General features: G+C 72.8%; 21 protein-coding genes and 1 pseudogene. 10 read left to right on the plus strand and 12 right to left on the minus strand.

Annotated features, from left to right (window positions below):
* Positions 1-4: 4 nt before the first annotated feature.
* The 5 genes from urtB to ABGB06_RS26060 all read left to right on the plus strand — a co-directional run bounded on the left by urtB (position 5) and on the right by ABGB06_RS26060 (position 5356).
* Positions 5-901, plus strand: a complete 897-nt coding sequence (gene urtB / locus ABGB06_RS26040) for an urea ABC transporter permease subunit UrtB (RefSeq protein ID WP_347593563.1) — start codon at positions 5-7, stop codon at positions 899-901.
* Positions 898-2025, plus strand: a complete 1128-nt coding sequence (urtC, locus tag ABGB06_RS26045; RefSeq protein ID WP_347593566.1) for an urea ABC transporter permease subunit UrtC — start codon at positions 898-900, stop codon at positions 2023-2025. Before urtB ends, urtC begins: the two co-directional genes overlap by 4 nt.
* Entirely contained in the window at positions 2022-2933 is a 912-nt protein-coding gene (gene urtD / locus ABGB06_RS26050) for an urea ABC transporter ATP-binding protein UrtD (RefSeq protein ID WP_347593568.1), read from the plus strand. Before urtC ends, urtD begins: the two co-directional genes overlap by 4 nt.
* Positions 2933-3625, plus strand: coding sequence for an urea ABC transporter ATP-binding subunit UrtE (urtE, locus tag ABGB06_RS26055; RefSeq protein WP_347593571.1), 693 nt, complete (start codon positions 2933-2935; stop codon positions 3623-3625). The genes urtD and urtE overlap by 1 nt, the downstream gene beginning before the upstream one ends.
* Before the next feature lie 72 nt (positions 3626-3697).
* Positions 3698-5356 carry a SpoIIE family protein phosphatase gene (locus ABGB06_RS26060; RefSeq protein ID WP_347593573.1) on the plus strand — a complete coding sequence of 553 codons (1659 nt, stop codon included), beginning with the start codon at positions 3698-3700 and terminating at the stop codon, positions 5354-5356.
* A gap of 157 nt (positions 5357-5513) precedes the next feature.
* Here ABGB06_RS26060 and ABGB06_RS26065 read toward each other — a convergent pair whose 3' ends face one another.
* A complete protein-coding gene (locus ABGB06_RS26065; RefSeq protein ID WP_347593575.1) occupies positions 5514-6083 on the minus strand; it encodes an ATP-binding protein in 570 nt (189 codons plus the stop codon).
* Between the two features lie 95 nt (positions 6084-6178).
* Between ABGB06_RS26065 and ABGB06_RS26070 the strand changes: the two genes are divergently transcribed.
* Together ABGB06_RS26070 and ABGB06_RS26075 are read left to right on the plus strand one after the other, a co-directional pair.
* Complete coding sequence (locus ABGB06_RS26070; protein WP_347593578.1) at positions 6179-7036, plus strand: helix-turn-helix transcriptional regulator; 858 nt, start codon at positions 6179-6181, stop codon at positions 7034-7036.
* 5 nt (positions 7037-7041) lie between these two features.
* A complete protein-coding gene (locus tag ABGB06_RS26075; RefSeq protein WP_347593580.1) occupies positions 7042-7302 on the plus strand; it encodes a DUF397 domain-containing protein in 261 nt (86 codons plus the stop codon).
* Positions 7303-7343: 41 nt separating this feature from the next.
* On the opposite strand, the gene ABGB06_RS26080 is transcribed toward ABGB06_RS26075, so the two are convergent.
* From ABGB06_RS26080 to ABGB06_RS26095, 4 genes are all read right to left on the minus strand, one after another.
* A complete protein-coding gene (locus tag ABGB06_RS26080) occupies positions 7344-8882 on the minus strand; it encodes an MDR family MFS transporter (protein ID WP_347593582.1) in 1539 nt (512 codons plus the stop codon).
* A 197-nt stretch (positions 8883-9079) separates the two neighbouring features.
* Positions 9080-10267: a glycosyltransferase family 4 protein gene (locus tag ABGB06_RS26085; RefSeq protein WP_347593585.1), complete on the minus strand. Its 1188-nt coding sequence runs from the start codon at positions 10265-10267 to the stop codon at positions 9080-9082.
* 16 nt (positions 10268-10283) lie between these two features.
* On the minus strand, positions 10284-10727 hold the full coding sequence (locus ABGB06_RS26090; RefSeq protein ID WP_347593587.1) for a hypothetical protein: 444 nt from the start codon (positions 10725-10727) through the stop codon (positions 10284-10286).
* On the minus strand, positions 10724-11668 hold the full coding sequence (locus ABGB06_RS26095; protein ID WP_347593589.1) for a sulfotransferase: 945 nt from the start codon (positions 11666-11668) through the stop codon (positions 10724-10726). Before ABGB06_RS26095 ends, ABGB06_RS26090 begins: the two co-directional genes overlap by 4 nt.
* 272 nt (positions 11669-11940) lie before the next feature.
* Between ABGB06_RS26095 and ABGB06_RS26100 the strand changes: the two genes are divergently transcribed.
* Positions 11941-12885: a sulfotransferase gene (locus ABGB06_RS26100; protein WP_347593591.1), complete on the plus strand. Its 945-nt coding sequence runs from the start codon at positions 11941-11943 to the stop codon at positions 12883-12885.
* 73 nt (positions 12886-12958) lie between these two features.
* On the opposite strand, the pseudogene ABGB06_RS26105 reads toward ABGB06_RS26100, so the two are convergent.
* From ABGB06_RS26105 to ABGB06_RS26125, 5 genes and pseudogenes are all read right to left on the minus strand, one after another.
* Positions 12959-13717, minus strand: a pseudogene (locus tag ABGB06_RS26105) (sporulation protein); the annotation flags it as partial.
* Between the two features lie 206 nt (positions 13718-13923).
* Complete coding sequence (locus tag ABGB06_RS26110; RefSeq protein WP_347593593.1) at positions 13924-16002, minus strand: ABC transporter ATP-binding protein; 2079 nt, start codon at positions 16000-16002, stop codon at positions 13924-13926.
* A 5-nt stretch (positions 16003-16007) separates the two neighbouring features.
* Complete coding sequence (locus ABGB06_RS26115; RefSeq protein WP_347593595.1) at positions 16008-16898, minus strand: ABC transporter permease; 891 nt, start codon at positions 16896-16898, stop codon at positions 16008-16010.
* 73 nt (positions 16899-16971) lie between these two features.
* Positions 16972-17919 (minus strand): ABC transporter permease, encoded by a 948-nt coding sequence (locus ABGB06_RS26120; RefSeq protein ID WP_347593597.1) that lies wholly within the window; start codon positions 17917-17919, stop codon positions 16972-16974.
* Positions 17920-17922: 3 nt separating this feature from the next.
* Complete coding sequence (locus ABGB06_RS26125) at positions 17923-19527, minus strand: ABC transporter substrate-binding protein (RefSeq protein ID WP_347593599.1); 1605 nt, start codon at positions 19525-19527, stop codon at positions 17923-17925.
* Between the two features lie 303 nt (positions 19528-19830).
* Here ABGB06_RS26125 and ABGB06_RS26130 point away from each other — a divergent pair, with 303 nt between their 5' ends.
* Complete coding sequence (locus tag ABGB06_RS26130; protein ID WP_347593601.1) at positions 19831-19977, plus strand: hypothetical protein; 147 nt, start codon at positions 19831-19833, stop codon at positions 19975-19977.
* Positions 19978-20186: 209 nt separating this feature from the next.
* Positions 20187-20510, plus strand: a complete 324-nt coding sequence (locus ABGB06_RS26135) for a DUF6087 family protein (protein WP_347593603.1) — start codon at positions 20187-20189, stop codon at positions 20508-20510.
* A gap of 31 nt (positions 20511-20541) precedes the next feature.
* Here ABGB06_RS26135 and ABGB06_RS26140 read toward each other — a convergent pair whose 3' ends face one another.
* Positions 20542-21345, minus strand: coding sequence for an aminotransferase class IV family protein (locus ABGB06_RS26140; protein ID WP_347593605.1), 804 nt, complete (start codon positions 21343-21345; stop codon positions 20542-20544).
* 185 nt (positions 21346-21530) lie between these two features.
* Positions 21531-22427, minus strand: a complete 897-nt coding sequence (locus ABGB06_RS26145) for an alpha/beta hydrolase (RefSeq protein ID WP_347593607.1) — start codon at positions 22425-22427, stop codon at positions 21531-21533.
* Positions 22428-22528: the final 101 nt, after the last annotated feature.

Here is a 22528-nt window from a genome sequence, read left to right on the forward strand (position 1 = left end):
CGCCATGACCGTTCTGATCAGCCAGTCCTTCACCGGCATCAGCATCGGCGCGGTGCTGCTGCTCATCGCGCTCGGCCTGTCCCTGACCTTCGGGCAGATGGGCGTGATCAACATGGCGCACGGCGAGTTCATCATGGCCGGCGCCTACACCGTCTACCTGCTCCAGGGCCCGATCGGCTCGGCGGGCGTCTCGCTGCTCGTTGCCCTGCCGGTGGCGTTCCTGGTCGCCGGCGCCATGGGCGTGCTGCTGGAGTGGCTGCTCATCCGCCGCCTGTACGCCCGGCCGTTGGACACCCTGTTGGTCACCTGGGGCGTCTCGCTGATGCTGCAGCAGCTGGCCCGCGACCTGTTCGGCGCGCCCAACGTGCAGACCCGGACGCCGGAATGGCTCTCCGGGCACCTCACCCTGGTCGGCGGCGCCGACCCGTTGACCCTGGCGCACCGCCGGCTGTTCATCCTGGCGCTGGCGGTCGCCGCCGTGGTCGCCCTGACGGTGACCCTGCGCCGTAGCCCGCTCGGTCGCCGGATCCGGGCCGTGGTGCAGCACCGCGAGCTGGCCGAGGCGTCCGGCATCGCCACCGCCCGGGTGGACCGGCTGACGTTCTTTCTCGGCTCGGGCCTCGCCGGCCTGGCGGGCGTGGCCCTCACGCTGGTCGGGCCGATCGGCCCGACCATGGGCACCAACGTCATCATCGACGCCTTCCTGGTCGTCGTCGTGGGCGGCATCGGCCAGCTGCGCGGCGCGGTCATCGCGGCGTTCGGGCTCGGGGTGCTCCAGTCGGTGGTCGAGTACCAGACCACGGTGAGCATCGCCCGGGTGACCGTGCTGGTCGCCATCGTCGTCTTCCTGCAGTGGCGCCCCCAGGGCGTCTACACCCTGCGCACCCGGAGCCTCGCATGACCGATCCCCTCCTGGCACCGCCCGACCGGCGCCCGGGCCTCGCCCGCTGGGCGGCCCCCGCCGGCTACGCGCTGGCGGCGCTGGCCCTGTTCGCGCTCGCCCCCGCCCTGCTCAGCGACTTCCGGCTGGGCCAGCTCTCCCGCTACCTCTGCTTCGCCATCGTGGCCGTCGGCATCGCGCTCGCCTGGGGGCGCGGCGGCATGCTGACACTGGGCCAGGGGCTTTTCTTCGGCCTCGGCGGCTACGCCATGGCGATGCACCTCAAGCTCGCCGACGCCGGGGCAGGACAGCTCCCCGACTTCATGCTGCTCTACGGCTCCACCGACGAACTGCCGTGGTGGTGGGAGCCGTTCCGCTCGCCGATCGTCACGCTGGTCGCGATACCGCTGCTGCCGATGGCCGTCGCGGCGCTGATCGGCTACGCCGTGTTCCGGCGGCGGGTGCGCGGCGCGTACTTCGCCATCCTCAGCCAGGCGCTGGCCGCCGCCTTCGCGATCCTGCTGATCGGCTCCCAGGCCACCACCGGCGGCACCAACGGCCTGACCAACTTCCAGGGCTTCTTCGGCTTCTCGCTCTACGATCCGGTCAACCGGCGCATGGTGTACTTCATCATCGCCGGCACCCTGCTGGCGTTGCTGCTGCTCACCCGCCAGCTGTTCCGGAGCCGGTACGGGGAGCTGCTGGTCGCGGTGCGCGACTCCGAGGAGCGGGTCAGGTTCCTCGGCTACGATCCGGCGCTGGTCAAGCTCGTCGCCTACACGGCGTCGGCCGGCATGGCCGGCATCGCGGGCGCGCTGTTCGTGCCGGCGGTCGGCATCATCTCCCCGGCGCTCGTCGGCATCGTGCCGTCCATCCAGTTCGTCATCGGCGCGGCCATCGGCGGCCGGGCCAGCCTGGCCGGCGCCGCGCTCGGCGCCATCGCCGTGGCCTGGGCGCAGACCACCCTCTCCGAGGAGTTCCCGGCCGCCTGGACCTACTTCCAGGCCGGCCTCTTCATCGTGGTGGTCGCCTTCCTGCCCGGCGGCCTGGCGTCCCTGGGCCGGCTGCTGCCGCGCCGCCGACGGCCCCCGACGGGGGAGCGGACCACCGACGACGCGACCGAACGGGCGGTGCTGACGGCATGAACACCCCATCGACCGACACCCCGTCGACCGACACCCCGACCGCCGAGGCCCCGGCACCGGAGGCAGCCGCGGTCCCCGCGGCCGCGCCCGGCGGCCGGCCGCTGAAGGGCCTGGAGATCACCGACCTCGTCGTCGGCTTCGACGGCTTCCGGGCGGTGGACCGGGTGAGCCTCCGCGTCGGCCCCGGCGACCTGCGGTTCCTCATCGGCCCCAACGGAGCGGGCAAGACGACGCTCGTCGACGCCGTCACCGGGCTGGTCCCGGCCGACGGGTCGGTCCGCTTCGGCGGCCACGAGCTGCTGGGCCGGCCGGTGCACCGCATCGTCCGGCTCGGCATCGGCCGCACCTTCCAGACCGCCACCGTGTTCGAGAACCTCACCGTGCTGCAGAACCTCGACATCGCCGCCGGCGCGGGACGGCCGGCCCGCACCCTGCTGCGTCGGCGCCGGGGCGTCCCCGAGGCGGTGCTGGAGGCGCTCGCCACGATCGGCCTCGCCGACCAGCGCGACCGGCCGGCGGGCGCCCTGGCACACGGCCAGAAACAGTGGCTGGAGATCGGCATGCTGCTGGTCCAGGACGTCCAGCTGCTGCTGCTCGACGAGCCCGTCGCCGGGATGAGCCACGCCGAACGGGAGGCCACCGGCGCGCTGCTGCGGCGGGTGGCCAGCGAGCGCACGGTCGTGGTGATCGAGCACGACATGGACTTCATGCGGACCTTCGCCAGCAGCGTCACCGTGCTGCACGCCGGCCGGGTCCTCAGCGAGGGCACGGTCGCCGAGGTGCAGGCGGACCCACGGGTCCAGGAGGTGTACCTCGGGCATCCGGCGCGGCCGGGCGGCGAGGGAGCCGGGCCCGATTCGGGCGGTGCCGGCTCGGGCGGTGCCGATTCGGGGAGTGAGGAGGCGTGATGCTGCGGATCGAGTCGCTGACCGCGGGGTACGACCGCAGCACCGTGCTGCACGACGTGTCGCTGACCGTGCCGGCCGACGGGGTGGCCACCGTGCTGGGCCACAACGGCGCCGGCAAGTCCACCCTGCTGCGCGCCGCCCTGGGCCTGCTGCGGCCGCGCGCCGGCAGGGTGCTCCTCGACGGCGAGGACGTCACCCGGCTGCCGGCCCACCAGCGGATCAGGCGCGGCATGGCCTACGTGCCGCAGGGCCAGCAGAGCTTCCCGCGGCTGACCACGCTGGAGAACCTCCGGCTCGTCGCCGACGCCCATCCGGGCGGCCGGTCGGCCATGGCCGAGGCGCTCGACCGGTTCCCGGCGCTGCGCGAGGTGGCGGACCGCCCCGCCGGACTGCTCTCCGGCGGGCAGCGCCAGCAGCTCGCCATCGCCCGGGCGCTGGTCACCCGGCCCCGCCTGCTGCTGCTCGACGAGCCCACCGAGGGAATCCAGCCCTCCGTGGTCGCGGAGATCCAGCGGACGATCCTGGAGCTGGCGGCCCGCGGCGGCCTGTCGGTGCTGCTGGTGGAGCAGCACGTCGGCTTCGCGCTGGAGGCGGCCGAGCGCTACTACGTGCTGGAGGCCGGCCGGGTCACCTCCTCGGGAGCCGGCGACGAGCGGGCGGAACGGACGGTGCGCGAGGCGCTCAGCGTGTGATCCGAGACGGACATCGGTCGTACCATCGAAAAAAGCGGGGCATAGTGGTCATGACGTCCTTCGGAGCGCGAAATGGGCGAACCAGCACCGGTCCCGGCCGCCGTGTCGCCGCCGACGGACTGGCCGGCACCACCGGGTGGCTGCCTGGAGGCCAACCGGATGGGCACCTTCGACTGGGACCTGGACAGCGGTCGGATGCATCTGGACGACGGGGCGCTCGGCGTCTTCGACCTGCGGCCCGACGAGTTCGACGGCCGGCCCGCCGGTCTCGCGGCGCGCGTCCCCGACCCCGAGGCCGGCCGGCTGGACACGCTGGTCAACCAGGCGCTGCGGGACGGCAGCGGTGGCTACGGCGCGTACTTCCGGATCCGGCGTCGGGACGGCGTTCCGCAGTGGACGCACACCCAGGGTCACATCCGGCGGGACGCGGAAGGCCGCCCGCACCGCATCTTCGGCGTGGTCAGGGACGCCACGGCCGAGCTCGGTCACGCGGCCCAGCGGCAGGCCACCGACGAGGAGCGGGCCCGGGACACCCGGCTGGTCGAGGAGATCACCAGCGTTCTCGCGCACACCCGGACGGTGCAGGACGTCAGGGACGCGCTGGCCGGCCCGCACAGCATGCGCCAGCTCGGCGCGTCGGCCATCGTGCTGGGCCTGATCGAGGCCGGCCGCGTGCAGATCGCCTTCCGGGCCCCGGACGGTCCGGTGATCCGCGAACTGGAGTCGACCCCGCTCGACGACGACCTGCCGCTGAACGAGGCCGTCCGCGCCCAGACGCCGCGCTACGTGCGGAGCCGGGAGGAGTTCGCGACCCGGTTTCCGCGGCTGTGGCGGCACTTCGCGCCGATGGGCATCGCCTCGGCGGCGTACCTCCCGCTGACCGCCCAGGGCCAGCCGCTGGGCGCCCTCGGCCTGCTGTTCGGCGAGGAGCGCCACTTCCCGGTCGAGGAGCACAACCTGCTCGTCGCCCTCGCCAGCGGCATCGCCCAGGGCCTGCAGCGGGCGATTCTCTTCGAACAGGAGCACGACCTCGCGGAGAACCTCCAGCAGGCCATGCTGCCGCGCACCATCCCGCAGGTGCCCGGCACGCGGATCGCGGTCCGGTACCGCTCGGCCGGCGTCAGCCGCGACATCGGCGGCGACTGGTACGACGTGATCCCGCTGCCCGGCGGCCGGGTGGCTGCGGTGATCGGCGACGTCGAGGGGCACGACACGCATGCCACCGCCGTGATGGGCCAGCTCCGGATCGTGCTGCGCGCCTACGCCGCGGAGGGGCATCCGGCGGCCACCGTGATGGCCCGGGCGTCCGCGTTCCTCGGCGATCTGGACACGGAGCGCTTCGCCACCTGCCTGTACGCGGAGCACGATCCCGCCACGGGATGGCTGCGGTTGGTCAGGGCGGGACATCTGGCGCCGCTGCTGCGGCGCGCCGACGCGACTGTCACGACGCTGCCGGTGACCGGCGGCGTGCCGCTCGGCATCGCCACCCCGCCGTCCGCCGAGACGCCGGTCAACGACCTCCAGCTGCGGCGCGGCGAGACCCTGCTGATGTGCACCGACGGGCTCGTGGAACGGCGCGGCAGCGATCTCGACGAGGGCATCGCCGAGGTGCTCAGGGCGCTCCGCACCGGGCCCACGGACCTGGAGCGGCTCGCCGACTGGGTCAGCGAGGCCGGCGCCGCCGCCCTGGACGAGGACGACATGGCCCTGGTCCTCCTCCGCCGAACGTAGCTCCTGCCGGGCCGCGCGACCCCACGGCGCGCGCCGGCCGTGGGCCGGTCCGGTCCGTCCGCGCGGGCCCCGCGGCCCGGGGTCAGGCCGGCACGGCTGCGGCACGGAGTGCCGTGGGTGGCCGCCCCCGGGGTGGGGCCGGCTGGGAAGGACGGGTTCAGCCGATCTCGGCCCAGACGGTGCAGCCGGCGCGGCGGTCCGCGGTGATGACGCCCCACGAGTCGGCGAGGGCGTCCACGAGGACCAGGCCGCGGCCGTTCTCCGCGTCCGTGCTCTGCGCCGGGTGCGGGGACTCGCAGGTGCCCAGCGCCTCGTCCAGGCCCAGGCCCTCGTCGGCCACCTCGATGCGCAGCCGCCCACCGCTGGCCTCGATGCGGCAGACGATCTGGCCACTGTCGGTGTGCAGCACGGCGTTCGTGAAGAGCTCGGACAGCACCAGGCGCGCCGTGTCGCACAGCGGCTCGGACAACCCCCACAACCGCAGCCAGCGGACCACGATGCGCCGGGCGACAGCCACGGAGTCGGCGCGAGCCGGAAGCGTGAAGCGTTCGCCCGGGGGGTTGGCGGCCGAGCGGGTCGGACGGGGGAGCGGGAGTGGCGTCGTGCCGTGAAGAGAAGACACGGGCTGTTCCGCCTTCCGTGCTGCCGAAGCGGTCGTGATCCGGGTCACCCGCTTACTATGCGCATCGTTGTGCGCAGAGCGCAAGGGGAGTTCTGCAATTTGCATTTAGCCAAGAGACATCTGCCGCTGGCACTGCGTGTATGGCACACTTCTGCCAGGTTCGGCGGAACCAAGCCCAGCCACGCCATGAGGGAGGCGCCGTGGCCGAAGCGCGACCAGGGCCGACCGTCGGGCAGATCGTCCTCGGCCTGCGGCTGAGGGATCTGCGCGAACGGGCCGGCTGCTCCTTCGCCGACGCCGCGGCCGTGCTCAGCGTCAACACGACCACCGTGCGGCGCATGGAGAAGGCGGAGGTCGGTCTCCGGCCGCTCTACGTCAAGGCGCTGCTGGAGCGCTACGACGTGGCCAAGGAGGAGATCGACTCCTTCCTCTCCCTCGTGGACGAGGCCAACCGGCCCGGCTGGTGGCACCGGTTCCGCGACGTGCTGCCCGACTGGTTCAGCCTCTACGTGAGCCTGGAGGGTGAGGCCAGCCTCATCCGCGCCTACGAACCCCACTGCGTCCCCGGTCTGCTGCAGACCGAGGACTACGCGCGCGTGCTGCTGCGGACCGGCTTCCCCGGAGCCACCGAGGAGGAGCTGGACCGCCGCGTCGCGTTGCGCATGGAGCGGCAGGAACTGCTCACCCGGCCACAGGCGCCCCTGCTGTGGGCCGTGGTCGAGGAGCACGTGCTGCGCCGCCGGGTCGGCAACGCCTCGGTGATGCGAGGCCAGATCGACCGCCTGGTCGAAGCGACGTCCATGCCCAATGTCACGTTGCAGATCATGCCGTTCAACGCCGGACCGCATCCCGGCATGTTCGGGCCGTTCCAGCTCTTCCGTTTCGACATCCCGGAGCTGCCCGACATCGTCTATGCCGAGAGCCTCACCGGCGCCGTCTACCTCGAGGAACGCCCCGACACCGCGGCGTACCGCGAGGTGCTCGACCGCATGAGCGCCCAGGCCGCACCGGTCCAGGACACCGGGGCCTTCCTCGGTGAGATTCGCAAGGAGCTCTGACCACCATGGATCATGACAAACGCGGCACGCCGCGCCCCATCTACAACGGAATGCCGGCCCGGGACCTCGGCAGCGAGGGCTGGCACAAGCCTTGGAGCGGGACCAACGGAGGTAACTGCATCGAGGCGATGAAGCTCGCCGACGGCCGGGTGGCGCTGCGCCAGTCCACCGACCCGGACGGTCCGGCACTGATCTACTCACCCCACGAGATAGCGAGTTTCATCCAGGGCGCGAAGCGCGGCGAGGCCGACTTCCTCCTCGCCTGACCCGAGACACACGTCAGCACGTCTGCATCACGGCGCGGTGGTCAACGCCGCGCCGTCGTCGTGTCGTCGACCGTCCCGCCCACCGAAGCGCCGGCCGGGCCGCCGCCCGGTTCAGCGCCGCTGCGCAGCCGCGTCTCGCGGATGAACAGCGTCAGCAGCAGCGCCGCCAGTGCCGCCGGCGCCGCGCACAGGAAGATCTCGGCGACCCCCCGCCCGTAGGCGGTCTCGATCACGACGCGCGACGCCTCCGGCAGCAGCCGCGGGTCTGGTATCCCGCCGCTCCCCGCCGCCGGCCCGAGCGCGTCCCCCGCGTGCTGCGAGACCCGGGCGGCCAGCACCGCGCCGAGCACGGCCACGCCGAGCGCGCCCCCGAAGGACCGGAAGAACGCGACCACCGAACTGGTCGCGCCCAGGTCCCGCGCGCCCACCCGGTTCTGCGCCACCAGCACCAGGTTCTGCAGCAGCATGCCGACGCCGAGGCCCATCAGCGCCATGAACACCGCCACCCAGGCGTACGGCGTGTCGTGCCGCACGGTGCCGAGCAGCACGAGCCCGAGGGTGGTCAGCGTCCCGCCGGCCACCAGCCAGTACTTCCAGCGTCCGGTCCGGGTGATCAGCAGCCCCGAGACCGTGGAGGACAGCGACATGCCGCCGATCAGCGGGATGGTCATCACCCCTGACAGCGTCGGACTCCGGCCGTCCGCCAGCTGGAAGAACTGGCTGAAGAACACCGTCCCGCTGAACATGGCGATGCCGACGAAGAGGGACGCGAACGAGGCGAGGGCGATCGTTGGGTCCCGGAACAGCCGCAGCGGGATGATCGGCTCGCTGGCCCGCGTCTCGGCGACCACGAAGGCCAGCCCGAGCAGCACCGCGCCGCCCGTCATCGCGGCCGTCTGCCAGGACAGCCACGGGTACCGGTCGCCGGCCAGGGTCACCCAGACGAGAAGCAGCGACACCGCCGCGCTGACCAGCAGCGCGCCCAGCCAGTCGATCCGCACCGCGCGCCGGGTGACCGGCAGCCGCAGCGTCCGCTGCAGCACCACGAGCGCGACCACGGAGAACGGCACCCCGGCGAAGAAGCACCAGCGCCAACCCAGGCCCGGCGTGTCGGTGATCAGGCCGCCGATCAGCGGGCCGCTGACGGTGGCGGCGGCGAAGGTGGCCCCCAGGTAGCCGTTGTACCGGCCGCGCTCCCGGGGCGCGATCATGGCGGCCATGATGATCTGCGCGAGGCCGGCCAGTCCGCCGACGCCGATGCCCTGCACCGCGCGGACGGTGATCAGCATGCCCGGGCTCTGCGCCAGCCCGGCCACCACGGAGCCGGCGGCGTAGAGCACCAGCGCGCACTGGATCAGCAGCTTCTTGCTGAACAGGTCGGCCAGCTTGCCCCACAGCGGCATCGAGGCGGTCATCGCCAGCAGGGTCGCCGTGATCACCCAGGTGTACGCGGACTGGCCGCCGCCGAGGTCGGCGATGATCCGGGGCAGCGCGTTGGTGACGATGGTCGAGGACAGGACGGCCGCGAACATGCCCAGCAGCAGCCCGGAGAGCGCCCGCATGATCTCGGCGTGACTCATCGGACGGTCCACGGGTTCCCCTATCGAACGACTCTTCGCAGGCGACCCTAGAACATGTTGCTTAATACACGTAAATGAATTGACGAAAGCTTTGTCCGGCGCGACGGCTCGGCATATGCCACGGGCATTCCGCGGGGCACGAGAACGCCCCGGCCGTGTCCACCGCGACCGGGGCGCCTCGGGAGAAGGCGAACGGGCTAGCGGCCGCGTTCCTCCAGCAGTTCCTCGAACAGCTCCGACCACTGGTCGCGGATCGCCTCGGGGGAGTAGGACTGCACGGTCATCAGCGCCGCGTCGCCCATCTCCGCCCGGAGTCCCTCGTCGGCCATCAGCCGGGACATGGCGCGTGCCAGTCCGTCGATGTCCTCCGCCGGCACCAGCAGCCCGTCCTTGCCGTCGGTGAGGACGTCGGCGGGTCCGGTGGGGCAGTCGAAGCTGACCACCGGCAGGGCGTGCGACATGGCCTCGATCATCACCATCGGCAGGCCCTCGAAGCGGGAGCTCAGCACGTACATCGACGCCTTGGCCAGCTCGTCGTCGAGCTTGTCCGTCAACCCCATCAGGAAGATGTGGTTGTACATGTGGTACTCGTCGATCAGGCCGCGCAGCTGGGCGCGCCGCTCGCCGGAGCCGAAGATCCGCAGCTGCCAGTCCGGATGCTCCTCCACCGCCTTGGCCCAGGCGGGGATCAGCATGTCGAACCCCTTCTGCCCCCGGAACCGGCCGGCCGCTACCGCGATCCTGCTGGAGCAGGTGGACATCTTCTGCTTCAGGGTGTGCACGGCGTTGGGCACCCGGACGACCCGGGCGCCGGGCGCGAAGGCCTCGTAGTCCTCGCGGTCCCGGTGGGTGAGCACGGCCACCGCCTCGCACCGCGGGTACAGCTCGGCGATCGCCGCCCGCACGTCCTTGCGGTGCGTGTAGAGGTTCATGTGCTCCTGGGCGACCCGGATCACCCCCTCGGTCGCGAAGAGGGCCGCGAGGATGTTGAGCGCCGGCCGGGTGGTGACGAGGATCCCGTCCTTCAGCTCCCGCAGCCAGTCGATCGTCTCGACCTCTATGCGCCGGTCGAAGTTGCTGTGCCCGAACTCGCCCTCGGGGATGTGCTGGGGCGGCTGGCCCGTCAGCTCGGCGGAGCGCCGGGCCCGGCGGCGGGCGATCGGACCGCGGGGGAGGGGCTGCTTGGCGCCCCCGTCGCGCTGGTCGGTCAGCGCCCACACCTTGACGCGGGGGTCATAGGGGAAACGCGGCTCGTCCACGCGCCGCAGCACGCTCACGACCTCGACCTCGTGCCCCGCCTGCACCATGGCACTGGCCTGGGTGAACACGGTACGGATCGTGCCGCCGGTGCCGTACGCGTGCATGATCAGATAGCGGATCTTCATCGAATCCGTCGCACCTTCAAGCCTTCTGCGGGAGACACTCGACCGACAGGTTGTCGTGAAGCGTGTAGTACGGCCTCACCATGACGGTCTGCTTCTGGGTGGTGACCGGCTGGGCCGGGAACACCATGATCTTCTTCTTCCCCTCGATGTCGTCCAACAGCCGGCCGACGCGCAGCCGAGGCGCCTTCGCGTCGGACGCCCTGGTCATGTACAGATCCCACTGGGCCGGCACCGAGGCCTGCTCGGGAACCAGGTCCTCGACGGGAAGGGAGACGTCGAAGCCGGGTCCCTCAAGCTCGGCCGGATAGCTCAGCCGCAGCGCGTGGTCGTCGCGGAGCACCAGCAGCAGGCTCCAGTCGGCCTGGCCGGCCGGCTCAGCCTCCGCGCCGTGCAGATGGCCGACCAGTCGCAGGCGGCCGTCCCGCGGCCACACCTGGGCGATCTCGGCGTGTCCCGTCACGACGCCTGCCCGTCCTCGGCCGGCTCGGGGAGGTAGCCCCACGCCGCGGAGATGCCGCGCAGCGGCTCGGGGATCTCGTCGACCGACGTGGGCAGCTGCCGGCCCGGCTGGACGGTGCCGCTCTTGATCTTGTCCTTCCAGTCGCCGAGGCCCTTCTGCAGGTCCCCGCCGTTCCGCGAGCCGTACTCCAGCATCTCCGCCTCGAAGTCGATCTCCAGGAAGGCGCAGATGTCCTTGAGGGTGCCGGCCGGGTCGTCCGTCAGGTCCTCGTAGCGCACGACGTGCCCGGACAGGCCCTTGCGCGCGCGCTCGGCGGCGTTCATGTACCGCAGGGCGTCGAGCGCGGCCTCCTCGGCGTTGCGCTTCTTGGGATCGGCCTCGTGCCACGAGCGGGCCACGGAGACCGGGTGCCGCTGCAGGAAGAGGAACCGGGCGTCGGGCCAGCAGGTGGCGAGCCGCTTGTAGACGAAGGCGTTGCTCGGCGTCTTCTCGACGATGAACTCCTTCCCCGACTTGGACAGTTCGCGGTGCAGGAGCCGGTCCCACAGCAGGTGCTCCAGATCGCTGCGCTCCAGCTCGAGAGCGGTCATCGACCGCTCGGCGAGCGAGGTGGAACACCGCACCTCCAGCCGGCGGAAGTGCAGCTCGTGGGGCGCGTGCAGCTGGGAGTGCGCGTTCAGCAGCATCCGCAGCAGGGTGGAACCCGAGCGGACCGGGGCGATGATGAAGACCGGTCGCCGCAGCAGCCGGTCCTTCTCCGGGTCGGCCGGCGGGCGGTACTCGAGCGGTTGGGACTTGGGCTTGGCCGAGCTCTTGGACTTCGGCTTGCCGGGCACCGGCGCGGCGGGCTTGGCGGGCGCGCTGGCGCCGGCGCGGGCGCGACGAACCTCGAACCCGGTGGTCGAGGCGAGCGCCGTATTGATTCGCTGTAGAAGAGTCATGGCGTACGAGGCTAAACACCATCCGGGAGAAGAACAACGGAAGCCGATTCAGAACCGTTCATACACCAGGAATACACCTGTGCGAGCCTGCGTCGCGACTCGGGCCCGAGGGGCACGATTCCGAAAACGGACGGTACACGAACCCAGTGTAGTTCCCCGTGTGCGCACGGAGATGGCGGGTCGGGCCTGTCCCGAAATCTTGGGTTAATACTGCGAAGCGCGGGGATGCCTGCGTGCCACGACCCGGCCGGTGGCTTGCTAGCCTCACCGCCATGCAGTGGAAGCGCAAAGCCAGTACCGCTCGCGAACGGGCCCTCGGCCCGCGCGCCTCACGCCCCCTGGACGGCACCGGCCCCGGGCAGCAGTCCCAGGCCGCTTCCTCACCGTCCCGGAAGTCCAAGCCCAAGGACTTCTCCCCGCCACCTGCGAAGGTGGCCGCCTCGGCGCGTCCCCCCGCCGAACCGGCCACCGACCGGCTGCTCAAGGCCCCGGTGATCGTGCTCTCCCCGCCACGGTCAGGATCGACGCTGCTGCGCGTGGTGCTCAACAGCCATCCCCAGCTGCACGCCCCGCACGAGACCCACGTGCGGCGGCTGGCCGTCAAGCTCACGACGCAGCCGGTTGTGCACGCCATGGAGGGATTCGGCCACAACCTGGCCGACATCGAGCACATCCTGTGGGACCGGATGCTCCACCGGGAGCTGCTCCGCAGCGGCAAGGAGACGGTGGTGGAGAAGACACCGAGCAACGTCTTCGTCGCGCAGCGACTCGCCACCTGCTGGCCGGACGCCCGGTTCGTCTTCCTGATGCGCCACCCGGTGTCCATCGCCACGTCCTGGCACGAGGGCGACCCGGTCAAGCGGCCGATGGAGCACGCGATCCCGCACACCCTCAAGTACATGGTCGCCCTGGAGAAGGCACGGGACGTCCTCCCCGGCCTCACCCTCAGGTACGAGGAGCTGACCAGCGACCCGGAGACCCAGACCCGGCGCATCTGCGACTTCCTCGACCTCCCGTGGGAGCCCGGCATGGTCACCTACGGGAAGAAGGACCACGGCCCGTACGTGAAGGGCATCGGGGACTGGAAGGAAAAGATCAAGACCGGGTCCATCCAGCCGGGTCGGGCGCTGCCGAAGCCCGAGGACATCCCGGAGGAGCTGCGGGAGATGTGCCGGACCTGGGGCTACCTCTCGGCGGACGCGGCCTCGCACGGCTGACCGCGCGACCGGCGCATCGCCGGTCGGCCCCGGCGGAGAGTCCGCCGGGGCCGCCGGACAGGGCCTAGCGGGCGAGCTGGCTGACCCAGGAACCCACCACGGAGTTCCAGTCGCTCCGGCCCGCGTCCTGATGCGAGGCCGTGAAGCGGTTCACCACGTCCCGGCCGCTGGTGAACAGGCCGCCGCGCTTGTCCGCCTCCAGCACCACCTCGACCCCGGTCGGGGAGGCCAGGAACGTCACCTCCAGCTGCTGGAGCTGACCCGCGAACTGCGGCGCCGGGCTGAGCTCTATCTCCTGGTAGAACGGCAGCGTCTGCCCGGTGCCCCGGATCCGGCCGCGCTCCAGGTCGGCCGACTTGAAGCCGAAGCCCAGCTGTCCGAGCGCCTCCAGGATCGCCTCCTGCACCGGCAGCGGGCGCACCGTCAGCGGGTCCATGTCGCCCTTGTCCACCGCGCCGGCCACGGCCAGCTCCGTGCGCACACCGAGCGGCACGCCAAGCGGCTGCCCGTACACCTCGGTGATGGGCGTCTCCCACGGCAGCATCATGCTGAACGGGAGGCTGTGCTCCTGTTCCTGGGGCAGCCGGAAACCGCCGCTCACCGTCAGCCGGTCGAAGGCCACGGTCGCGTCGTACTCGACGTCCTCGCCCTCCACCTCCACCCGGGCCACGAGGTCGAGCGTCACGTGCTCGATGTCCACGTCCTGATTGCCCCCGCGCATCAGGATCCGTCCGGCCAGGGCGGAGCCCGGCTGCGCCGGGCCCCCGTCCAGGACCGTGTCCACCGAGGGTCCGCCCACCCCGAGCGCTCCGAGCAGCTTCTTGAACACCATCTCGGTGCTCTCCTTCGCGTCGTGTGCCTGTGTCTTCGTCGCTTCGTACGTCGGTCACGTGCTGCGTCAGCCACGTGTGGCGCCCCCGGCCCGACCGGCCAGGACCACCGGGCCGGACGGCGCCGCTCCCAAGCTACCCCGCTCCGCGGCGACTTCCGGCCAGTTCGGCCAGGATCGGCGCGCCCCGGGCCGCGCCGGAGCCCCGGTCAGGGCGCCGGCGCGGGCGTCGTGCCGCCCGCGGGGCGCAGCAACTCCTCGGCGAAATGGCAGGCGCTGTGCCGGCCCGGCTCGATCTCCCGCAGCGCCGGCGCCTCGGTGACGCAGCGCTCCCGCTCCTCCGCCGTCCGGTCGCGGTAGGCCGGGCCGATCGGGCAGCGCGGGTGGAAACGGCAGCCGCTGGGCGGGTCGAGCGGGCTCGGCAACTCGCCGGCCAGCACCGGCGCCGGCTCGGAGCGGCGCTCCGCGGTGGCGGCGCTCGGCTCGGGCACCGAGTCGATCAGGCTCCGGGTGTACGGGTGCAGCGGCGTGTCGAGCACCGGCAGCGTGGGCCCGCTCTCCACCACCGTGCCCAGGTACATCACGCCCACCCGGTCGGTGAAGTACCGCACCAGGGACACGTCGTGGGAGATGAAGACGTACGCCAGCTCGCGCCGCGCCTGCAGTTCGTCGAGCAGGTTCACCACCTGCGCCTGGAGCGAGACGTCGAGCGACGACACCGGCTCGTCGCAGACCAGCACGTCCGGGTCGACGGCGAGCGCCCGCGCGATGGCGATCCGCTGCAGCTGGCCGCCGGAGAACTGCCGCGGTCGGCGGTCCAGCACGTCCTCGGGCAGCCCCACCGCGCGCAGCAGCTCCGCGCAGCGCTTCCGCCGTGCCGCCCGGTCCGGCTCCAGACCGTGGATGATCAGCGGCTCCTCCAGCAGCGCGCCGATGGTCATGCGCGGGTTGAGCGAGGCCAGCGGGTCCTGGAAGATCATCTGCACCGAGCGGCGGAAGTCGGCCAGCCGCCGTCCCGACCAGTCGGTCACGTCCGTGTCGCCGGCGGCCACCCGGCCCGCCGTCGGCTCGTCGGCCCGCACCAGGAGCCGGGCGAGGGACGACTTGCCGCAGCCGGACTCGCCGACGATGCCGAGCGACTCGCCGCGCCTGACCTGCACGTCCACGCCGTCCACCGACCGCACCAGCCCGGCGCCGCCCCGGCCGAGGCCGCCGCGCACCCGGTGGTGCCGGGTCAGCCCGCTGCCGCTCAACGCCGGCGGTCCCGCGTCGTCGCCGAGCACCGGCCGCCTCGCCCGCGGCGGGGCGGGCTCCGCGGGGCGGTCGGCGTCGCCGCGGGCCGCCTCGGCCTGCGCGTCCGCGCCTTCCGCGGGTGCGTCTTCCGCGTCCGCGGCGCCGTCGATCGTGTCCGGGTCGATGACCGGCAGGCGGCGGTCCAGCGGCGTCGTCATGCTGGGCACGCAGGCGATCAGCCCGCGGGTGTAGGGGTGGCGGGCGTCGGTGAACACCTCGGGCACTCCGGCCCGTTCCACGATCCGGCCGCGGTACATCACCACCACCCGGTCGCACAGCCGCGCCACCACGCCGAAGTTGTGCGTCACCAGCACGATCGCCGTGCCCAACTCCCGGTTGAGCCGGGCGAAGACCTCCAGCACCTGCGCCTGCACGGTGACGTCCAGGGCGGTGGTCGGCTCGTCGGCCACCAGCACCTCGGGGTCGCCGCTCATGGCCAGCGCGATCATCATCCGCTGCCGCATGCCGCCGGAGAACGCGAAGGGGTAGTCGTGGAAACGGCGCTCCGGCCCGGGGATGCCGACCAGCCGCATCAGTTCCAGCGCGCGCTCGCGCACCTCGCGCCGGCCCAGCGTCGGCCGGTGCAGCCGGATGGTCTCCTCCAGCTGCCGGCCGACCTTCATCACCGGATCGAGGGAGTTCATCGGGTCCTGGAAGACCATGGAGATCTTCGCGCCGCGCAGCGCCGACCGTTCGGCCTCCGTCATGGCGAAGAGGTCGCGTCCCCGGTAGTGCACGCTCCCGGACTCGACCCGCCCGGGCGAGCGCACCTCGCCCAGCAGCGACAGGGCGGTCACCGTCTTGCCGGATCCCGACTCGCCGACGATGCCCAGCGTCTCGCCCGCCCGCACGTCCAGGTCGACGCCGCGCACCGCGCGGACGTGCCCGGAGCCGGTGCGGAACCCGATGTGCAGGTCGCGCACCCGAAGGATGGAGCTCCCGGTCACGTCGTCTCTCCCCTCGTCCGTGTCGTCGTGGTCCGTGTCGTCGTGCATCGCGGTCACCGCTGGGCCAACTCGCGGTTGAGCGCGTCGGCGAGCAGCGTGAAGCACAGCACCAGCGCGCTGATCACCACGAGCGGGCCGACGGCGTAGAACGGCGACGACGTCAGGAAGGTCAGGCTGGCGTTGAGCAGGCTGCCCAGCGAGGCGTCGGGCGGCGGCACGCCGAGGCCGAGGAAGCTGAGGCCACCCTCCAGGAACACGGCGGTGGAGCAGGCCAGCGCGGTCTGCACCAGCAGCACGTCGAAGCAGTTGGGCAGGATGTGCCGCAGGTACAGCCGCGCCGTGCCGACGCCCAGCACCCGTTCCGAGAGCACGTAGTCCCGCGCGGCCTGGGAGCGGACGGCGCCGCGCAGCACCCGGCCGAACATCGGCGCGGTGGCCACGGCGACGGTGACGATCACCGCCCCGACGCCGACGCCCATCAGCGCGGCGAAGGCCAGGCCCAGGATCAGCGCGGGGAAGGCCAGCACCACGTCGAAGACCCGCTGCACCGGCGTGTCGGTCCACCGGCCGGCGGACGAGAACAGGCCGAGCAGGCCACCGGCGGCCAGCGAGATCGGCACGGCCGCGACGATGACCAGCAGGCTGACCCGCACCCCGGACAGCAGCCGGGCGAGCAGGTCGCGGCCGAGCTCGTCGGTGCCCAGCGGATGGTCGAGCGACGGCGGGGTGAGCGCCTCGTCCGAGACCAGTTCGTTGGGTCCGTACGGCAGCAGCGGCGGCAGCACGAGGGCGGCGAGGGTGATGAGACCGATGACGGCGAGGCTGAGACCGACGGCCGGCCGGCGCAGCAGCGCCAGCGCCGTGACCGACGCGGCGCGCCGCGCGCCGGGCTCGACCGGCAGCGGCGCCGCCGGCTCGACCACCCCGGGTGCGGGTTCGCTCATGAGCTGGGCTCCCTGTTCCTCCGGCTGTCTCCCGGTCTGTCCTGCACGGTCGGGGCGTCGTCCGCGGCGGGCGTCACGTCCGCTCCCGCACCCGCGGGTCGATCGCCGCGTAGACCACGTCGCTGAGCAGCTGCAACACGATGAAGACCGCGACGGCGAGCAGCAGCAGCGCCTGCACCACGGGATAGTCCCTGGCCTCCGCCGCCCGCACCATGGCCTGGCCGAGGCCCGGCCAGGCGAACACGCCCTCCACGATCACCGCGCCGCCCAGCAGGTTGCCGATCTGGATGCCGAGCACGGTGACCACGGGCCCGACCGAGTTCGGCAGCCCGTGCCGCACCAGCAGCTTCCGGCCGCGCAGCCCGCGCATCCGGGCGGCGAAGTAGTACTCCTCGGTGACCGCGCGCTGCAACGAGGCGGTCAGGAACCGGGCGAGCACCGCCGCGGCGGGCAGCGCCAGGCAGATGCTCGGCAGCACCAGGAACTGGATGCTCTCCACCGGATCGTCGAAGAACGACACGTACCCGCCGGACGGCAGCAGCCGCAGGCCCACCGCGAAGATCAGCACCAGCAGCACGCCGGTGACGTAGGTGGGGATGGCGAGCATCAGCACGTTCACGCCGGCCAGCAGGGTGCGCAGCCAGCCGCGGCGCACCACCGCCCCCGCGACGCCCAGCGGGAAGGCCATCAGCAGCGCGAGCAGCAGCGCGCACAGCGCCAACATGCCGGTGTTGCCGATGCCGCGGGAGACGATCTCGGAGACCTCGGCGCCGTTGACGAAGGAGGTGTCCAGGTTCCCCGTGAGCACCCCGCCGATCCAGTCGCCGTACTGCTGCACCAGCGGCCGGTCCAGGCCCAGCTCGTGCCGGGCCGCGTCGATGGCCTCGGGCGTGGCGTCGGGCCCGGCGAGCGTCGCGGCGGGGTCGCCGGGGGAGAGCCGTAGCACCAGGAAGATCGGCACGGTCGCCAGCAGCAGGACGAGCACGCCGGTGGGCAGCTTGCGCAGCAGGTAGCGGAGCATCCCTCACCCCTCGGCCAGGTAGGCGTCGTCCAGGTCCAGGTTGTTGAACATCGTGTAGTTGATGTCCCGCAGCGAGTCGCTGAGCACGAACGACTGCGAGCTGCTCAGCAGGTCGATCACGAACTGCTCCTCCAGCAGCAGTTGGGTGACGTCGGCGTAGACCTGGGCGGCCTCGGCCTCGTCGGTGGCCTTCCAGGCCCGGTCGGCCAGCCGCTGGTAGCGCTCGCTGACGAAGTTCGAGGCGTTGGCGTTCGCGTTGAAGGGGAAGGCGCCGTTGAGCAGGGTGGCGGGATTGAGCTGGCCGAAGCCGTGCCCGGCCACCCACAGGCCCGGCAGGTTGGCGGTGCCGAGCCGGGTCTGGAAGTCGGCCGGCTGGAAGACGACGATCTCCACGTCCAGGCCCACCGCGCGCAGCCCGTCCTGGACCACCTCGGCGGTCGAACGGTCGCCGCCGGGCTCGCTGGAGCGGATCGCCAGGTCCAGCGAGGCGCCCGCCACCCCGGCCTCGCGCAGCAGCGCGCGGGCCCGGTCCGGATCGTGGTGGTACCGGGTGGCGGCGTCCCGGTCGTACGCCGGGTTGGACGGGGTCCAGGGGCTGGAGGCGGCGCGGCCGACCGTGTCGACCACCATCCGCAGCAGCTTGTCCCGGTCCACGGCGTAGGCGATGGCCTGCCGCACCCGGCGGTCGCCGAGCGGCTCGACGTTGATGTTGCAGCCCACGTAGTGGCCGTAGTCGTTGGTGTCCAGCTCGTGCACGGCCAGCCGGTCGTCGGCGCGCACGTTGTGCAGATGGTTGCCGTTGAGCTGGAAGCCCAGGTGGGTCTGGCCGCTCTGCAGCGCCGCCACGATGGCCTGCTGCTCGCCGACGATGCGGATCTCGACCTCGTCGAGGAACGGGCGCCCGGCCTTGAAGTAGTCCGGGTTGCGCCGGAAGCTGAGGGAGACGCCGGGACTGTAGTCCTCGAAGACGAACGGGCCCGTGCCGTTGAGCTGTTGGCCGGTCTGCACCTCGGCGAACGTCTCGTGGTCGGCGATGAACATGATCTCGCACAGGTCGAAGAAGTTGCTCACCCCGTGCGCCAGCCGCAGCGTCACCTCGGCCGGCCCGGTGGCCGAGGCGTCGGTGACGGCCGCCGCGGTGGACCTCAGCTGGCCGGGCGCACCCTCCTCGCTGGCCTGCCAGCGGATGTTCTCGACCACGTCCCGCGGGCCGAAGGGGCGGCCCGAGTGGAACCGGACGTCGTCCCTGAGCCGGAAGACGATGGTGCGGCCGGCGTCCCGCACCTCCCAGTCGGTGGCCAGGGACGGACGCGGCGTCAGCGTGGCGTGGTCGTACTCGGTCAGCGTGTTGAACGCGAGGCGCTGCCAGGAGAAGTTGGGGGTGTTCTGCTGCCGGAAGGTGGCGAAGTTCAGATCGTCCACCTGGGCGACCACCATCGAGCCGCCGCGCTGCCGGCCGCCGCCCGCGTCGCCGACCTGACGGGCCACCAGCGTGCAGCCGCTGGTGCCCAGGCCGCCCGCCACCGCGGCCGCCGCGCCGCCGAGGCCCAGCCGGCGCAGCAGCGTGCGCCGGGGCATTGAGGGACCGGACCCGGTCCTAGCAGGCATCGGGATCTCCTTGAAAGCTGCTGCTGGGCGGCATGTGAACGCCACCTAAGCAGCGCCCCGGCGTCGCTTCAAGGGTCAGGGTGGTAACGCTTCCCGCGTCGTCGCAGAACGGGAGTCCGTTCGAACGCGCTCGCGTAAGGGCCGTGCCGGTCTCGTATCGAGGGCGCGCGGCGGTCGACGGGAGCCGAATTGTTAACACGGCGTGACACGGGGCAACACTTCGGTCCGCGGCCGCATGGGTTACCGGGCGGCCGGTGGGTACCTGAAGGAAAAGAGCCCCGATCTTCCTCCGGGAGGACCACCATGTCCGGCCTGATCGATCGACTCAAGCGGTTCAGCCGCAGCCCGCAGGGCCGCAGGGCCGTGGACTCGGCCCGCCGCGCGGCGTCCGACCCGAGGAAGCGGGCGCAGGCCCGCCAGCTCCTCAGCCGGCTGCGCCACCGCCGCTGAACCGCGGCGCCCGCGGAGGGCGCCGGTCCACGAGCCGCCCCGGCCGGGTTCCCCCGGATGCCGGGGCGGCTGACTCGCGCGCCCGGTGGTCGCGTTGTCACTCACACGGCGCAGCGGGGCTTGGCTCGCCGCGGGCGGTGGGCCACGATGGGCGCTGCCGGACCGCGAGACGTCACCGCGGGAGGTCCGGGGGAAGGGGAGCGCGCGTCATGGACGAGGAGTCGTTGTCGGACTGGGCCGCGCGGCGGGAGCGGCGGCGCGCCGACCGCTACCGGGTGGACACCCTCAGCCCGGGACCGCGGCAGGGCGACCACGTGAACCCCGAGGCGCCCCGCCTGATCAGCCGGTGGAACGGCTACGAATGGGAGGCCGTGGCGTTCGCGGCCAACCTCGCCGAGGCCAAGCGGTTCACCCATCCGGAGACGGCCGGCACCGATCCGGTGCGCCCGCCGGGGACCGGGCACGGCCCCGGGCGGCACCGCAGACCGTCACCCGGCGACGCCGACGACCGGGGCCCGGCCCCGGCGAACTGACCGCCGCCCGGGCGGGACCCGGCCGGCCGCCTCACGGCGTGGTGAGGGGTTCGGCCTGGTAGGCGCGGTGCAGCAGCGCCACGAAATCCGGTGCCGCGGGCAGCTCGACGGAGCCGATCCGGTGCACGGGGACGCCGGGCGTCCAGGAGTTCATCACGACGGCCCCGGCCAGCGCCGGCAGGTCGGCGAGGGTGAGTTCGCGGTCGTGCTGGGGGACGCCGAGCCGCTCCAGCTGCCGGCGGACCACGGCCATGGTGGTGCCGCCCAGCACCGGGGCCGCCGGCCACACCACGGCGGCGCCGTCCCAGAACGCCAGGTTCCAGATCGTCGCCTCCCCGATCCGCCCCGCGCGGTCCACGAACGCGGCGTCGTCGAACCCCTCGCGTTCCGCCCGGCGCAGAAACAGCGTCTTGGCCACCTCGCCGACGTGCTTCACCTCCGGCAGCACCCGTTCGTACTCCACGACCGCCAGCGCCAGCGGCCCCGCGGGCTCGGGCGCGGGCGGCCCGGTGCGGACGAGAAGCCGGAGCGGGGTGCCGTCGCCTCCGGGGGTGAACTCGCCCACCGACTCGTGCACGAAGACCGTCAGTGACAGGTCCGGCGGGCCGGCCGCCAGCGCCGGGCGCAGTGCGGCCCGCACCCGGTCGTCGGGCAGCGCTCGCCCGAACAGTTCGTCGGAGGCGGCCCGCAACCGTTCCAGGTGGAGGTCCAGACCGCGGATCCGGCCGCCCCGGACCTGGGCGGCGGTGAAGTGGGCGTAGCCCGCGAAGGCCAGCGGCGCCAGGTCCTCCGCGGTGGCCGGCCGGCCGTCGAGGTGGACGACGAAGGAGGTCATGGGTGTCTCCCATCAGCGGTGTTGGGCAGGAACGGTCCCCCCACCGCCGGGAACGGGGACGTCGACCACGACGTTAGGGCCTGACACTGGTGGCAGGGTCAAGCGGCGGCGAGGCGCGGCCCGCTCACGCCGCACCGCCGACACGACGGGCGGGTACGACGAGCGGGTACGAGGAGGCGCGGTGGTCAGGCCGCGCGGGTGGCGTCCCGGAGCCAGGACAGTGCCGACGCGGCGGACCGCATGACGGAGATGTGTCCGTCCTCCGGGACCAGCCGCGGCTCCGCCGTGTGGCAGTGGCGCGCCAGCCAGCGGCTGTGCGCGGCGGGCACCACCCGGTCCCGGCCGCCGTGCAGCAGCAGGAGCGGCGCCGCGATCCGGGCGGGGTCGAAGCCCCACGGGGTCACGTAGGCGAGGTCGTCGTCGACGTGCGGCCCGGGGCCCGAGGCGACGGCCGGCCCGACGACGTCGCCGAACCACGACCACTCCCCGGCGAGCGCCGCCCAGTCCTCCGGCGTGAAGTCCGGTTCGTGGTCGGCGTCGGGGGAGGCGAGGTGCCGCTCCTTCGCCGCCCGGCCCGCGGCGGCCGCGCGCAGCGACGCCGCGCCGGCGTCACCCATGCCCGCGAACCAGTCGAGCCCTTCGGCGTCGAACGGCGCGAGCCCGGAGACGCTGACGACGCCGAGCACCCGGTCCGGCAGCAGCGCGCCGCACGCCAGCGCGTGCGGGCCGCCCCCGGAGTGGCCCATCACCGCGAACCGCCCGACGCCCAACGCGTCCACGACGCGCGCCACGTCGTCCGCCGCGGATCCGACGGGCCGGTCCGGGCGCGGCGTCGAACCCCCGTACCCGGGGCGGTCGTAGGACACCCACCGGATACCGAGCCGCCGGGCCGCCGGGAACAGCGGCGCCGGCGGGGCACCGACGTTCGGCGTGCCGTGGTGCCAGACCACGACCAGGGACTCCGCGCCGGCGTCCCCCGGCCCGGTGTCGTACACGCGCAGCGTTCGCCCGTCGCCCAGGTTCAGATCGCGCTCGACCACTGTCGTGGCGCCCGTGCCGCCCGCGATGCCGTTGGAGGTCATGTGGCTCCGTCCCGTTCCGCTTCCGGCCCACCGGCCGCTGGCCGACCGCGCGGGTGCCGCGGGTGGGCATGGGGTAGACCCGGGCGGGACGGAGAAGTCAT

Source organism: Streptomyces sp. B6B3 (assembly GCF_039871525.1).
Taxonomy (GTDB): Bacteria; Actinomycetota; Actinomycetes; order Streptomycetales; family Streptomycetaceae; genus Streptomyces.